The organism is Candidatus Spongiihabitans sp. (assembly GCF_965247905.1).
Taxonomy (GTDB): Bacteria; Pseudomonadota; Gammaproteobacteria; order Arenicellales; family Poriferihabitantaceae; genus Spongiihabitans.
This window is the reverse complement of sequence record NZ_OZ252047.1, coordinates 3,003,846-3,017,854: the sequence shown is the minus strand read 5'-3', so window position 1 is coordinate 3,017,854 and position 14,009 is coordinate 3,003,846. Positions and strand designations below refer to the sequence as shown.

The following is a 14,009-nucleotide window of genomic DNA, read 5'->3' as shown; positions in this document are numbered from 1 at the left end:
CTTCTCGGTTGTGGCGTTTTTGAATTCGCTACCGGCTATCAAACGCACAAAATAAAAGAGTGTCAGGAGCAAATAGAACTGTCCGGATAATTGACACATAGTCTGTCCGCTTTCAGTAACGTCGGCGATGGCGCGCAGGACGCAGTCCGCAACGGAATCACCGGCGGGAATTTTGCGCAGCGGCGGCACACCACCTGCCTGTTTTCTTCGCCCTCCGGAATTAATATCCCCTGAGCCGTATGGCAGCCTCGCTCCGCGTCAGTCGGTTGCCTTGGCAGCCTGCATGCGCTTGTTCAAGTTTCATCCGCTTCAGCCGCACGTGAAACGCCGCCCGGCTCAGCCGTGCGCCCAAATAGACGCGCAGCAAACCGGACAGGTTGCGCGTTAATTAATAGACAGATAATGTACTCGTAACAATTTTTATTATATTTCTGGTAAACTCGGATAAATTGTCTTATAGTAGGGTGTATATGGCGACAGATTTTGTTATTGGCAGTTTTTGGTTGTTCCCTCCGTGTTACCCCACTAAATTCCCTGTTTCATCAGCTGTACGCATTCTTTTTTTAAATTTAATTCAGGTAAAGTTTTATGACTACAGGTACTGTAAAGTGGTTTAATGAAGCCAAGGGTTTTGGTTTTATTTCACAAGACGATGGCGGACCCGATGTGTTCGTTCATTTCCGCGCAATCAACGGCACAGGTTTTAAAACCTTGCGCGAAGGTCAAAAAGTGACATTTGAGATAGAGGACGGCCCAAAAGGCCTGCAGGCAACCAGTGTTACCGCCTAGGCCTAATCTCATTTGCACCCGCGCTCATTATGGGCATGCTCTCAATGGGCATGATCCCGTTTGCCAGGCCGACCGTGAACCTCGCCGCGGCGAGGTTCTTTTTTGAGAGACTATTATAGAGACAACAGCGTCCATACCGTAACAGAGGAACCGCATTGAAAAAATTATTTATTGGCAATTTAGCCGCCAGCACCAAAGAAAACGATCTACAGACCCTATTTTCAGAATTTGGCACTGTGCGTTCCTGCAAACTTGTGATGGACGTTTTTTCAGGCGAATGCAAGGGTTTTGGTTTTATCGAAATGGAAGGCCATGAAGCGCGCGCCGCTATTGCCGGCCTGAATGGCAGGGATTTTAACGGCAAATCCATCAAGGTGAACTTCGAAACGCCCAGACCAAAACGCGGACGTCGATAGCATTTAATCCGGCTGCGGCAATCAAGATGCGGTAAATCAAGATGCAGTAAGCGCGCTTTGGAGATCGCTGCTGTCGCGGAATACCGAAGTCTATGCAGGACAGATTATTGGCATAACCTATTAGCGAATAGGTGCGGGTTGGAGCGTGTGCGGCGTTGATGAACGACTTGGCGCAACGCCTGTGCCTTTATCATCAACAGCCCATGTTGTTTGCTCGAATCGCTATCCCTGATTTTTTAGGTCGCGTAACAACGCCCGCATAAAACTCAATCTGGTCTGATGAAAACAGCCCATGCGCTGCAAATGCATTACGGTTGCGGGTGGCCGCAATGGCACTATTGCGGGGCTGACGCAGGGCATTATTTGGGCGGATTTCAAACCCAGGACTTGCTTATGCAAGAGGGTGCAGCCTAGCCTTGACAATAAAGGTTTTCGACAAAAATAAGAGTGCCGCTAACGTTGGCATAACGGCAAGCGGGAGTCGGCCGATAAGCCGGGTTCTGTCGAGGACAGTTATTCATCTGCGGTATTCGTCGCCGAATGCCTCTAGCGACCTACCCGGATCCGGCGAGGGCGCGCCAACGGATCTCTATTCGGTCTTGCTCCAGGTGGGGTTTACCCAGCCGCTATTGTTGCCAATAGCGCGGTGCGCTCTTACCGCACCATTTCACCCTTACCCCGCAAGCGAGGCGGTATATTTTCTGTGGCACTTGCCGTCGGCTCGCGCCGCCCAGGCGTTACCTGGCACCTTAGCCCAATGGAGCCCGGACTTTCCTCCCCGTCCCTGTGATTAGGATTATCAAAGCGGGACGAAGCAACTGTCTGGCCGACTCCCGCGCCGATAGTAACCGATTAATGTGCCTAAAACAAGGTCCACCACCTTTGGAAAGGTCAGCGGCTTGCGCCGCTGGGTGTTTCACTGGATTATCGGGTCAAGCCCGATAATGACGGGGCGGGTCGGCGGCGGGCAAATGAAGCCCCCATAATAAGGGAGGGTCGGGGGATTACGATAACGCAACATCGCGTTGCTCCTCGCAATGACGACCTCCGCCACTGCTGCCGCCGTTGCGACTCAACGTAGGGACAGGTCGCGACCTGTCCCTACTTCCGGTCGGACGCGGGACTTTAGTCCCGCCATTTGCAATGGGCCTAGCGAGGCTGAAGCCTCACTTCCGGGCCGCGCCTTGCTTAAAACCGCAACTCGCCTTTGAGCAGGATGGAGTCGGTTGGGGTGCTGCTGTCGGTTTCGGTGTGTTCGCCGGTAAGATCAAGGCCGAGACGCTTGCCGAGTTGCCATTGCAGGCCTAAGCGGTAGCGGTTGCTGGCGTCGGTTAATGTCATCTCGGTGTAGGGGGTCAGCAATGTGGGCTGTCCGCCGAGCCACGATGGCGCTTTGGTGCCGGTCATGCCGTAGCCGAGGCGTGCGTCCAGGCGCATGGCGTAGTCATGGGCGGTGGCGGCGTTGTCGTCATCGGCATCGCGCAAGCCGTCCTGCCACATGCGTTGCATATCGCTGGCGGAGTCGCCATAGCCGGGGCTGAGGCTGAATGACAAGCCCTGCCCATCGGCGCCGGCGGCGAGTCGGATGGCGCCGCAGATGCCCCATTCCTCGGCATCACCGCTATGTCCGAGCAGAGCGCGCGCCTTGCCTTGATCAGCGCCGGGGGCGCCTGCGGTTGTCGCCGGTGCCTGGGCGCGCAGGGTTTGGCAGTCAGGGCCGCCGGGTTGCCGCCGGCCTGGCGCAGGGCCTGTTTCCAGCGATAAAGGGTTCTGCGACTGAGGCCGAAGGCATCACCGGTCGCCGCTTCGCCATGATCCGCGAAGAAACCGAGGATTTTGAGACGCTCTTGAGCATTTTTGGAAGTCATCTCCCAAAGCATGCCCTCGTGAAAACGTGGGATGCCCTAAAGCGGCTGCCCGGTAAAAGCCTTTGTTCGGTATCCGACATGCTGGATTTGCATGGCTCTCCTTCTGCATCAGAGTGCCAAAGGTATCTGAGCTTATACACCACCGGGTGGCGTGATTACGCTAAACTCAAGGCCTATGCCCACCATTAACTTCATGCTTGCTGACGGCGCGGAACATGCCATTGACGGAGAAATCGGCACGCCGGTTATGTATCTTGCCAAAAGAAATGAACTGCCAGGCATACTGGCGGAGTGCGGCGGTCAATGTCGCTGCGCGACTTGTCATGTGCATATCGATCCGCGGTGGGCGGCGAAGTTGCCCAAGATGAAGGATGACGAACGCGAGACGCTGGAATTTGCGGATGGGGTGGATGATTTGAGCCGATTGAGTTGCCAAATTAAAATCACGGACGAAATGGATGGATTGATTGTGCATGTGCCGCAATCGCAGTATGGCGCCGACTCAGAACCAGAACCAAAACCAAAACCGGAGCCAAGTTGAGCAAGCCAGCGCCTTTGTGGCGGCCGTCGCCGCAATCCGTTGCGAACAGCAACCTCACCGCCTTCATGGATTCGGTGTCAAAAACCAATACATCGGTAACAGACTATGATTCTCTTTACCAATGGAGCGTGGCATCCAGCGCGCAGTTTTGGGCTGCGGTGTGGGCGTTTTCGGGCGTCATCAGCAGCCGGCACTGGGACGCCGTGCTGATCCAGCCCGAGGCCATGCCGGGGGCAAAATGGTTCAGCGGCGCGCGGCTGAACTTCGCGGAAAACCTGCTGCGCTACCGCGATGACAAGGTCGCGATTATTTTTCACGGCGAGCACGACGCAGCGCAGCGCGAAATCACATACCGCGAGTTATATCGCGAAGTGGCTCGATGCGCCGCGTTATTAAAATCCTTAGGCGTGGCGCAAGGCGATCGTGTCGCCGGTTATATGGCGAACACGCCAGAAGCGGTCATTGCCTTGCTGGCGAGCGCAAGCATCGGCGCGATTTGGTCGTCCTGCTCGCCGGACTTTGGGGCGGCGGAAGTGTCGCAGCGACTCGCCCAAATTCAGCCCAAAGTATTATTCGCCGTGGACGGCTATCGCTATAACGGCAAAAGCATTGAAGTGCTGGACGCGGTCAAGTCGGTGGCGGAAAAAATACCCAGTATAGACAAGGTCATTATCGTGCCGTTTTTGCATTCATCGCGGCGGGTTAATCTCCGCGCCAGCGACATTCGCAATGCGATGCTGTACGACGACTTTGAAACCGACCAGACAGAGATTGATTTCGCCCAGTTGCCGTTTGATCACCCCTTGTACATATTGTATTCATCGGGCACCACCGGCCAGCCGAAGTGCATTGTGCACTCTGCCGGGGGGACGTTATTACAGCATTTAAAAGAACATCAACTCCATACCGATATCAAGCGCGATGACAAATTGTTTTACTTCACCACCTGCGGCTGGATGATGTGGAATTGGCTGGTTAGCGGACTCGCCAGCGGATGCACCATAGTGCTCTACGATGGCTCGCCGTTTTATCCGAGCAAAAACAGCATGTGGGATTTGATCGACCAAGCCGGCATCACGGTGTTTGGCACTAGCGCCCGCTTTATCGCGGCTTGCGCAAAACACCAACTCAGACCGAAAGCGCGCTCAAAACTGCCGACCTTACGCGCCATTCTGTCGACCGGCTCGCCGCTCGCGCCCGAGAGTTTTGACTATGTTTATAGCCAAGTTAAACGCGATTTAATGTTGTCATCAATATCCGGCGGCACCGACATCGTCTCGTGCTTCGTGCTCGGCTGTCCGGTGCGCCCGGTGTATCGCGGCGAGATTCAATGCCGTGGATTGGGCATGGCGGTGGAGGTGTATGAAGACGGCAAGCCGGTGCGCGGCAGGCGCGGGGAGTTGGTTTGCACGAAACCCTTTCCGAGCATGCCTTTGGGGTTTTGGAATGAAGCGGATAATCAACGCTATCATGCCGCTTATTTCGCGCGCTTTGAGCATGTTTGGGCGCAGGGCGATTACGCCGAAATCACCGACCACGACGGCATCATCATCCACGGCCGCTCGGACGCCGTCCTCAACCCCGGCGGCGTGCGCATCGGCACCGCGGAAATTTATCGCCAGGTCGAGAAAGTCGATGAAGTGCTGGAGAGTTTATGTATCGCTCAGCAATGGGATGGCGATGTCCGAGTTGTGTTGTTCGTGCTGTTGCGCGATAAGATAACATTGACCGAAGCATTAAAAGCGAAGATTCGTCACACCATTCAAGACCACACCACGCGCCGCCATGTGCCGAAAAAAATTATCGCGGTGGCCGATATTCCAAGAACCTTGAGCGGCAAGATTGTGGAGTTGGCGGTGCGCGATATGGTGCATGGCGATGAGGTAAAAAATACTCAGGCATTGGCGAACCCTGAAGCCCTAGAACATTTTCGCGACCTGCCGGCGTTGCAGGAAGAATGAACGCGGTCATTATTTTCACCCAAAAACCAGAGGCGTTTTCATTGAATAAAAACGAAGTGGTTGTCGTCAGCGCCGCCCATTCATGGCGCTGCAAAGATGTGCTTAGTGATGTTTTGGGGTATAGTGCCATGGAATTGGCAGCGCTGAAAGACTTGAACATTATGTTAGCGCGCCCCGTTAAAGTGTCACGGCAGAAATCCATAAGCTTTTGAAATGAACGACAGAGTAGTATTGACCCGCAATGGCGCCGAGGAATTGCGCGCCGAGTTGGCCAAATTGAAAAGCGTCGATCGCCCGAATGTGATCGCCGCTATCGCGGAAGCAAGATCGCACGGCGATTTGTCGGAGAATGCGGAGTACGATGCCGCCAAAGAACAACAGGGTTTTATCGAAGGGCGCATCGCCGAGTTGGAATCCAGCCTGTCCATAGCGGAAATCATCAACCCGCTCAAAATTGCCCAGGATGGAAAGGTTGTGTTCGGCGCCTATGTGAATTTATACGACACCGAGCAGGATAGCACTGTGCATTATCAATTGGTCGGTAATCTGGAAGCCGATCTTAACAAAGGGCGCATATCCATAAGTTCTCCAATCGGAAAGGCGTTAATTGGAAAACATGTTGACGATCAAGTCGAAGTCGCCGCGCCGCGCGGAAAACGAGTTTACGAAATTCTCAAAGTCGCCTATAAATAGCGTTCCATAGACTTCATGGCGTCTCGATATAACAAATCGCTGCCGGTGCGCAGGCCTGAATTTGTTGGTTCATTTTATTGGTTCATTATTAGCCCATTATTAGCCCATTATTAGAGTGGCATGATGTCTGACCAGATGATGCTGTTTTCATTGCTGGGCGTCGTATTTGCCCTGTTGATTTGGGGCAAGATACGCTATGACCTGATTGCTTTTGGCGCATTGATTGCCGCGGTCGTCATCGGCGTGGTGCCGCAGGAAAACGCGTTTGACGGCTTCGCCCATCACGCCACCATCATCGTCGCGCTGGTGTTGATCGTCAGTCGCGGCCTGTCCAATTCCGGCGCCATTGAACTGATCGCCAAGCATGTAGTCGATGCCGGTCGCTCATTGTTTCTTCATATCAGCATCATGTCCGCGCTGGCCGCGGGCATGTCGGCGATTATGAACAATGTCGCGGCGCTGGCGCTGCTCATGCCGATCGACATGCAAGCCGCGGCAAAGGCCAAGCGCAGCCCCGCGCTGACCCTGATGCCGTTGTCCTTCGCCTCCATCCTCGGCGGCTTAATCACGCTGATCGGCACGCCGCCGAATATCATCATCGCCAGTTTTCGCGAGCAGGCATTTGGCGCGCCATTCGGCATGTTCGATTTCTCGCCGGTGGGGGTGGTCGCCGCGGGCGCGGGCGTTTTGTTTGTGACGCTGGTCGGCTGGCGCCTGATTCCCAATGTGACCAGCGACCAGGGCGCGGCCCGGGAGTTGTTCCAAATCCAGGCTTATATCGCTGAGGTCAAGGTGGCGGCAAAGTCATCGGTCATCGGCAAAAAAGTGCGCGATCTGGACGCGGCCGGCGAAGAGGCCGATGTCGTCATCATCGGCTTGGTGCGCCGCGGCCAGCGCTTCCCGGGCCATGCGCGGCGCGAGACGATTAAGCGCGGCGACTTGCTGGTAATACAAGCCAACGCCGCCAATATCGACGCGTTCGTCGGCGCGCATCATCTGGAGTATGTCGGCGCGGAAAAACACGATTCCTTGATCGGCGAAGATCTGGCGCTGATTGAAATGGTCATTCCCGAAGGCGCGAGAATCGAAGGGCGCACGGCGCTGGACGTGCGCTTGCTGTATCGCCATGGCGTGACCTTGCTGGGCGTGTCGCGTCAGGGCAAATCGTTTCGCGATCGGGTTCGAAAATTGACTATTCAGGCTGGCGACGTGCTGCTGCTGCTTGGCCCGGCCGAGCGCTTGGCGGATATTACTGTCTGGTTAGGCGGACTTCCCCTGCAGGAACGGGATTTGCAAGTGATACAACGCCACAAAGCTGGAATTGCCGTCGGCGCTTTCGCGCTTGCCATTGCCGCCGCCAGCGTCGGCATACTGCATTTGCCCGCCGCGTTAGCGATCGTGTGTCTCATTATGGTTGGATTTAACATCGTCCCGGTGCGTGAAATCTATACTTCCATCGAATGGCCGGTCATCGTCTTGCTTGGCGCCATGATTCCACTTGGTTCTGCGCTGGAGGCCTCAGGCGGCACGGCGCTTATCGCCCACAGCATTGTTAGCCTGGCCGAGGGTTATGGGGCGATGATTGTGCTGATATTATTGATGGTGGTGACCATGACGCTGTCCGATGCGCTCAACAACACCGCCACCACGGTCATCGCCGCGCCCATCGCCATCGACATCGCCAACCGCTTAGGCGTCAGCGCCGATCCTTTTCTTATGGCGGTGGCAGTGGCCGCCTCGTGCGCGTTTTTGACCCCCATTGGCCATAAAAACAATACCCTGATTATGGGGCCGGGCGGCTATGGATTTGGCGATTACTGGCGCATGGGCTTGCCATTGGAGATCATTGTCATTGCGGTGTCGGTGCCGATGATCGTTTGGGTATGGCCGTTGTGAATGAAATCTTGATCATGGCTAGTTCCGGTATCGATTGACGAATCGGTTGAGCATCTGCTTTGGCACCGGCGTATCTTCATCCTTAATGACGGCAATAAGCTGTTCCGCAGTCTCTGGCGGAAAATAGCCGTGATGTTTGTATGCGTTGATTCGCACCGCAAAGCCCTCGTAGTCTCCCTCTGGATGGAACTGGGTGGCATAAATATTGTTTTTCACCCGGAACATCTGCACCGGACAGGCCGCTGAGCGCGCTAAAAGTATCGCGCCGGGCGGGATGTCATCGCAGGCCTCCTTGTGTCCGAGCAGCACGCGAAATGTGGTTGGGAATCCGCTCAGCAAAGGATCTTTTTCCCCTTCTGCAGTGAGCGTAATGTCGGCTCCGCCAACCGGCTCGGCGTATCTTGTCGAGACACTCGCTCCGCAAAATGTGCCCAGCAATCCACTGCCGGAGCAGGCACCTAAAAACGGGAAATCCGCTGCCACCACACCTTCAAACAAATTCATAAAGTCCGCTTCAATCTTTTTCTGTATTGCGCTTTTCTGATATTCGGGCGCGCTCACATCAAGCGGGCTGCCGCCGACGATGATGGCGGCGTAGTCATCCAGGCTAAGGTCAGGCAGGCCGTTGCGCTCAACCCGAGCCCGGATTACCTCATTTTGCCGAAGCCCGCCGTATCGCAAAATCGCTTCAAATTCGCTGTTCGCTGTCTCATCCTCGGGCCGCAGTTGAATAATCAGAAAAGGTTTTTTCTTGTCTGGCATAGTGATGGTCATTTTTCTGGCAGGGTATCTCGGTGCGGTAGCCGGTTTCGATGGCGCATGTTCAATGGGGCATGGCGGGATTAGATGACCGACCAGGCTAAACCATTTTAGCGGGCGGTTGGGCCGAAACCAACCCCGCTGGCAAAACTAGACCGGGACACCGCAGCATGATATCAAACATGATATCAAACATGATATAATCCATGCGTAACAAGTCTCAACGGGGCGCAAATGCTGAGAGGCTCTGGTGTCATGCCGTACAGGCATACAGATATTCCAGGGCAACCCGTCTAACCTGATCCAGATAATACTGGCGGAGGGATTGAGACCACCGCAAAACCCGGCCAAAAATCCGAGACTTTCCCGGAACATGGCTCGCTTCTCCGCGCTGGTTTTAAGTTTTCCGCTAATTTAATGAGGTAATAACCATGCGCAAATTTATCCTTGTTTTACTGCCTTTGTTTTCGGCAACCGTGTTTTTGGCGGCTGCCGCCAATGTATGCCTGGCCGGGGAGCGGCCGGTTCTCAATGTTTATACCTATGATTCCTTTGCCGCGAAGTGGGGCGCCGGCCCGAAAATAAAGCAAGCGTTTGAAGCGCAATGCCATTGCGAATTGAATTATGTGGCGGTGGACAGCTCCACCGGCATCCTCAGCCGAGTGCAGCTTGAAGGCGCCGAGTCGCGCGCCGATGTCGTGCTTGGCCTCGACAATGGCCTGATGGTCGATGCGCAAAAAACCGGGCTGCTCAGCCCGCACAACGTCTTCCTCACCAATCTGGATTTGCCGTTTGCGTGGGACGACCCAACTTTTTTGCCTTTCGATTACGGCTATTTCGCTTTCATTTACAACAGTGACAAGCTGAGCCAACCGCCGACCAGCTTCCAGCAACTGGTGGATGCGCGCGATTCGTTGAAAATCCTGATCCAGGACCCGCGCAGCTCGACCCCGGGACTGGGGCTGGTGTTGTGGGTTAAGGCGCTCTACGGCGATGGCGCCGCCGCCGTGTGGCGCCAGCTGTCCGGCAAAATCCTCACCGTCACCAAGGGCTGGTCGGAGGCCTATGGCCTGTTTCTGGATGGCGAAGCGGACCTGGTTTTGAGTTACACCACCTCCCCCGCCTACCACCTGATTGCACAAGGCCAACAGCAATACCGGGCGGCCGCCTTCAGCGAAGGCCACGGCGTGCAAATCGAGGTGGCGGCGCAGCTCAAAAACGCCCCCAACCCGGCGCTGGCCCAGCAGTTTATGGATTTCATCCTCAGCGACGGTTTTCAATCGGTCATCCCTACCGGCCAATGGATGTACCCGGTTAAAAACATCGCGGGGGGATTGCCGCCAGCCTTCGACCAACTGGTGAAACCGGCGGCAAGCCTGATGATTGACCCGCGCCGCATCGCCGAAAACAAGGCCGCATGGGTTGACGAATTCAGTCAGGCGCTGAGCCAGTAAGGCGCGTTAGCGACCCGCTTATTATGGGCAGTTAGCGGCGGCGGCGCGGTGATTGGGCTGGCCACGGTGCTGGGGATACTGTTGCTGGTGCTGTGCGCCATCGGCGGGCTGGTGGTCGAAGCCGGGCAACTCGCACTGTTGGCCGAACTGAATAAACCAATCACGCGCTCGATCATCCGTTTCACCTTGTGGCAGGCGGCGTTATCGACGCTGTTGAGCGTCGCCCTTGCCATCCCGCTGGCGCGCGCGTTGGCGCGACGCGGCCGCTTCCTCGGGCGTCGCCTGATCATCCGGCTCAGCAGTATTTCCTTGATCATTCCCACCATGGTCGCGGTCCTCGGCATAGTCGCGGTGCACGGCCGCAATGGCTGGATCAACCAGCTGTTGTCCGCGCTCGGCTTGGCCCGCCGCGACTACCTGTACGGCCTGGTCGGCATCCTCATCGCCCATGTGTTTTTCAATCTGCCGCTGGCCACCCGGATTTTTCTCAACGGCTTGCTCGCCCTGCCGCAACACAGTTGGAACCTGGCCCGACTGTACGGCATGAAACCACGACATATTTTTCGGCACCTCGAATGGCCGTTGCTGCGCGGCTTGATTGCGGGCACCGCCGGCATGGTTTTTCTGTTGTGTTTTACCTCTTTCGCCATCGTTCTCACGCTCGGCGGCGGGCCGAAATCCACCACCCTGGAAGTGGCCATCTACCAGGCGATCCGTTTTGACTTCAATCTGTCCAAGGCGGTGGCGCTGTCGCTGATTCAGATCGGCATCTGCACCACGCTGGCGCTGGTGTTTTTCGCCGGCGGGGCGCCGTTTCCGCTACGAGCGGGCGATTATCCCGGCATCCACCGACCGGACAGCGGCGCCCGGCTGCCGCTGCTGACGGACTGCGTGGTCATCGTCGTGGCCTCGGTTTTTCTGATCTCTCCATTGGCCGCGGTGCTGATGAAAACCCTGTCGCCGGGCGGCTGGTCGATTCTGGCCGAAGTCGATTTTTGGTATGCGGTGTGCTGGACTTTGCTGATCGCGCTTGCCGCCGGCCTGCTTTCCTGCCTGCTTGCGCTGGCGGTATCCAACTCGATCGTCACGCTGCGGCGCGCGCGCCTTGCCGTGTGGGCGGTGGGCGCGGAAATCGTTGGCCTCCTGACCTTGCTGGTGCCGCCCATTACCTTAGGCGCCGGATTGTTCCTGTTTTTCCGCCACTTCACCGATGCCCTTTCGCTGGGGCCGCTACTGGTCATCGCGCTCAACGCCCTGCTCGCGCTGGCGTTCGGCATTCGCATTTTGGTGCCGGTGCTGCAGGTGCAGCGCAACCGTTATGACCCACTGTGCGCCAGCCTGGGCATCAGCGGATTCCACCAATGGCGACATATTCTTTGGCCGACGCTGCGCCAGCCGATTGCCTATGCCCTGGCGATCGCCACCACTCTGTCGGCCGGCGACATGGGGGTGATTGCGCTGTTTGGAACCGCTGACCTGCACACCCTGCCGCTGTTGATGTATCGCCTGATCGGCAACTACCGGCTGGAACAGGCGGCCGTGGTGGCAGTGTTGCTGTGCGCTTTGTGCTTCGCCTTGTTCTGGGCGATTGAATGGCTGGGCGCCGCGAAAACAACCCGCCCGGCAACCACCGATCAATGAAAGACAACCGCCGCCATGCTTGAGGTCGAAAATGTCCATTTTGATTATGCGGGTGAACGCTCTGGCGATTACCCCGGCGGCGCAACCATTCGGGCGGATTTCACCGTCGCCACCGGCCATTCGGCGGCGTTGATGGGCCCCAGCGGTTCGGGAAAATCCACCATACTCAACCTCATCGCCGGTTTCCTCCAGCCGCATCGGGGCGACTTGCGCTTTGCCCGCCAAAGCCTGCTGGGCCTGGCCCCGGCCAAGCGTCCGCTGACCTACCTGCTGCAGGCCCACAACCTGTTCCCCCACCTCACCGTGCGGCAAAACCTGGCCATCGGCCTGCACCCCGGAATGCGCCTCTCGCCGCAACAGAATGTCGCCATCGACCAGGCCCTGGAATCGGTATCGTTATGCGAATTCGCACACCGAAAACCGGACAGCCTGTCCGGCGGACAACAGCAACGCGTGGCACTGGCAAGATGCCTAGCGAGGAACCGACCGCTGCTGCTGTTGGATGAGCCCTTCAGCGGCCTCGATGAAACGCTGCGCGCCGAAATGCTGTCGCTTATTTTGCGGTTGCAGGAAAAGCGCGCGCTGACCTTGTTGATCACCACCCACCAGCAGCGCGACGCCGATGTATTGGGGGCCGAGGTGGTGATGGTTTAAGGCGGCGCCATAGACCGGTTGGAATGGCTGTCTCTCATCCGCATTCTGGCATTCAGCGGAGGAAAAGTCGGCGCTTCCTTCAAGCAGCGGTTTAATCCAGGCGCTCCAGACAAACTGCTGGCAGACCTGAAAAAACCGCTCAAGAAAACTTATCAGGCGAAATTTATTAGGCGAAACTTATCAGGCAAAATTTATTAGGCGCCAGCCCCTTATTTCATAAACCGTTTTATAAAACGTTGCCTTTGGCGTTTTCCATTAACGCCTCTGCTTGCAGTAGTTTCCGGGCGCTTCGACGAATTTCATGCCAGCGAAATCGCACCGAGTTTTTAACGATTTCCTTATCGCGATTTTTGAGTTGATCGGCAACCGGCGCCCAATAAAAAAGGGCTTCGGGGCTTTTAATAAATGCAAATTCATTGTCCGGGATAGATGAAAAGTCGCAGTTGGCCACACGTCGTTTGAGGCTTTCGGCGGTGTCCGGGAATTCAGGCGAGGCTTCATCGGGTATGCCGACGGCGGTTAGAATTTCATTGATGACCGACGATAACACCAAGCGAATATCATCGTGGCGGGCATCGGTGCGCTGGTGAATCAAGCCGCCAATATAGATTGTTAAATCCGACAGACAGGCCAGCCAGATTTGCCATTTTGCCATATTGATCGATAGCAAAATTCCCGGGTCTTCGAATAATTCCGGGTAGCGCGTGCCGGCCCGGGTTCTCAAATATCCGTACAGCGAAGTTTGCGCGACATGGCTGGCGCGAGTTTGTAAAAATTGTCCCAGTGATTCCGAATCGGTTAGCTGCGGGGTTTTATGGCCTCTGCCTATTCCGGTATAATCTGTAAACGCTTTCCAAAAATCGATTGAAATCAGTGCTTTAGGAAGCACTAGTAATGTTTTTGCCAAAGAAGTCACTATAAATACGCATCAAAATCAGGTTGTCAAACCCTGAATTTTATCTTATTTCAAGATGACTTTGGTGTTGCTTGCGGTTATTATCGGGCCATGCACGCGCGGTATTTTATGTTCACGAGAGTGCTTATTTTTTAAAACCACCTTCACTTGAGGAAGAGGTATGACCGACACAAGCCAAAGAGCGGTTCATTGGAAACGCACCAAGCGACTGATGATCATTACGCTAACGATATGGTTTATTTTTTCTTTCGCAGTCCACTGGATCGCCGATTCACTGAATGCTTTTTCATTTCTGGGCTTTCCATTGGGTTATTACATGGCCGCGCAGGGATCCGAAGTGATTTTCGTTATCCTGATTTTCTGGTTCGTCTGGGCGCAACAAAAAATCGACCAGGAAACTGGTTTTGCGGAGGAGTAGAAA

14 protein-coding genes, 1 other RNA gene, 1 pseudogene and 1 riboswitch are annotated in these 14,009 nt (G+C 55.6%); of the genes and pseudogenes, 11 read left to right on the top strand and 5 right to left on the bottom strand.

Annotated features, from left to right (window positions below):
• Positions 1–588: 588 nt before the first annotated feature.
• Both ACP158_RS15310 and ACP158_RS15305 read left to right on the top strand, forming a co-directional pair.
• Positions 589–789 carry a cold-shock protein gene (locus tag ACP158_RS15310; RefSeq protein WP_424946965.1) on the top strand — a complete coding sequence of 67 codons (201 nt, stop codon included), beginning with the start codon at positions 589–591 and terminating at the stop codon, positions 787–789.
• 155 nt (positions 790–944) lie between these two features.
• Positions 945–1,205, top strand: a complete 261-nt coding sequence (locus tag ACP158_RS15305; RefSeq protein ID WP_424946964.1) for an RNA recognition motif domain-containing protein — start codon at positions 945–947, stop codon at positions 1,203–1,205.
• Positions 1,206–1,678: 473 nt separating this feature from the next.
• On the opposite strand, the gene rnpB is transcribed toward ACP158_RS15305, so the two are convergent.
• From rnpB to ACP158_RS15290, 3 genes and pseudogenes are all read right to left on the bottom strand, one after another.
• Positions 1,679–2,039, bottom strand: an RNA gene (rnpB, locus tag ACP158_RS15300) — RNase P RNA component class A.
• Between the two features lie 354 nt (positions 2,040–2,393).
• A complete protein-coding gene (locus tag ACP158_RS15295) occupies positions 2,394–2,759 on the bottom strand; it encodes a hypothetical protein (protein ID WP_424948494.1) in 366 nt (121 codons plus the stop codon).
• Positions 2,760–2,992: 233 nt separating this feature from the next.
• A pseudogene (locus ACP158_RS15290) lies at positions 2,993–3,073 on the bottom strand (hypothetical protein); the annotation flags it as partial.
• 175 nt (positions 3,074–3,248) lie between these two features.
• On the opposite strand from ACP158_RS15290, the gene ACP158_RS15285 reads away from it, so the two are divergent.
• From ACP158_RS15285 to ACP158_RS15265, 5 genes are all read left to right on the top strand, one after another.
• On the top strand, positions 3,249–3,614 hold the full coding sequence (locus ACP158_RS15285) for a 2Fe-2S iron-sulfur cluster-binding protein (RefSeq protein ID WP_424946963.1): 366 nt from the start codon (positions 3,249–3,251) through the stop codon (positions 3,612–3,614).
• Positions 3,611–5,575 (top strand): acetoacetate--CoA ligase, encoded by a 1,965-nt coding sequence (locus ACP158_RS15280; RefSeq protein ID WP_424946962.1) that lies wholly within the window; start codon positions 3,611–3,613, stop codon positions 5,573–5,575. The genes ACP158_RS15285 and ACP158_RS15280 overlap by 4 nt, the downstream gene beginning before the upstream one ends.
• The gene (locus tag ACP158_RS15275) at positions 5,572–5,787 is read left to right on the top strand and encodes a hypothetical protein (protein WP_424946961.1); all 216 of its coding nucleotides are present in this window, start codon (positions 5,572–5,574) and stop codon (positions 5,785–5,787) included. Before ACP158_RS15280 ends, ACP158_RS15275 begins: the two co-directional genes overlap by 4 nt.
• Before the next feature lies 1 nt (position 5,788).
• Positions 5,789–6,268, top strand: a complete 480-nt coding sequence (gene greA, locus ACP158_RS15270) for a transcription elongation factor GreA (RefSeq protein WP_424946960.1) — start codon at positions 5,789–5,791, stop codon at positions 6,266–6,268.
• Positions 6,269–6,388: 120 nt separating this feature from the next.
• The gene (locus ACP158_RS15265) at positions 6,389–8,164 is read left to right on the top strand and encodes an SLC13 family permease (RefSeq protein WP_424946959.1); all 1,776 of its coding nucleotides are present in this window, start codon (positions 6,389–6,391) and stop codon (positions 8,162–8,164) included.
• An 18-nt stretch (positions 8,165–8,182) separates the two neighbouring features.
• Here ACP158_RS15265 and ACP158_RS15260 read toward each other — a convergent pair whose 3' ends face one another.
• Positions 8,183–8,938, bottom strand: coding sequence for a glutamine amidotransferase (locus ACP158_RS15260; RefSeq protein ID WP_424946958.1), 756 nt, complete (start codon positions 8,936–8,938; stop codon positions 8,183–8,185).
• A 199-nt stretch (positions 8,939–9,137) separates the two neighbouring features.
• A riboswitch (TPP riboswitch) is annotated at positions 9,138–9,265 on the top strand.
• Positions 9,266–9,354: 89 nt separating this feature from the next.
• Between ACP158_RS15260 and thiB the strand changes: the two genes are divergently transcribed.
• The 3 genes from thiB to ACP158_RS15245 are packed head-to-tail and all read left to right on the top strand — an operon-like array spanning position 9,355 to position 12,672.
• Positions 9,355–10,377 carry a thiamine ABC transporter substrate binding subunit gene (gene thiB, locus ACP158_RS15255; RefSeq protein ID WP_424946957.1) on the top strand — a complete coding sequence of 341 codons (1,023 nt, stop codon included), beginning with the start codon at positions 9,355–9,357 and terminating at the stop codon, positions 10,375–10,377.
• Positions 10,378–10,425: 48 nt separating this feature from the next.
• On the top strand, positions 10,426–12,018 hold the full coding sequence (locus tag ACP158_RS15250) for an ABC transporter permease subunit (protein ID WP_424946956.1): 1,593 nt from the start codon (positions 10,426–10,428) through the stop codon (positions 12,016–12,018).
• Between the two features lie 15 nt (positions 12,019–12,033).
• Positions 12,034–12,672 (top strand): ATP-binding cassette domain-containing protein, encoded by a 639-nt coding sequence (locus ACP158_RS15245; RefSeq protein WP_424946955.1) that lies wholly within the window; start codon positions 12,034–12,036, stop codon positions 12,670–12,672.
• A gap of 226 nt (positions 12,673–12,898) precedes the next feature.
• Here the strand turns inward: ACP158_RS15245 and ACP158_RS15240 are convergent, their stop codons facing one another.
• Complete coding sequence (locus tag ACP158_RS15240; RefSeq protein WP_424946954.1) at positions 12,899–13,588, bottom strand: esterase; 690 nt, start codon at positions 13,586–13,588, stop codon at positions 12,899–12,901.
• Between the two features lie 160 nt (positions 13,589–13,748).
• Here ACP158_RS15240 and ACP158_RS15235 point away from each other — a divergent pair, with 160 nt between their 5' ends.
• Positions 13,749–14,006 carry a DUF4212 domain-containing protein gene (locus tag ACP158_RS15235; RefSeq protein WP_424946953.1) on the top strand — a complete coding sequence of 86 codons (258 nt, stop codon included), beginning with the start codon at positions 13,749–13,751 and terminating at the stop codon, positions 14,004–14,006.
• The last annotated feature ends 3 nt before the right edge of the window (positions 14,007–14,009 follow it).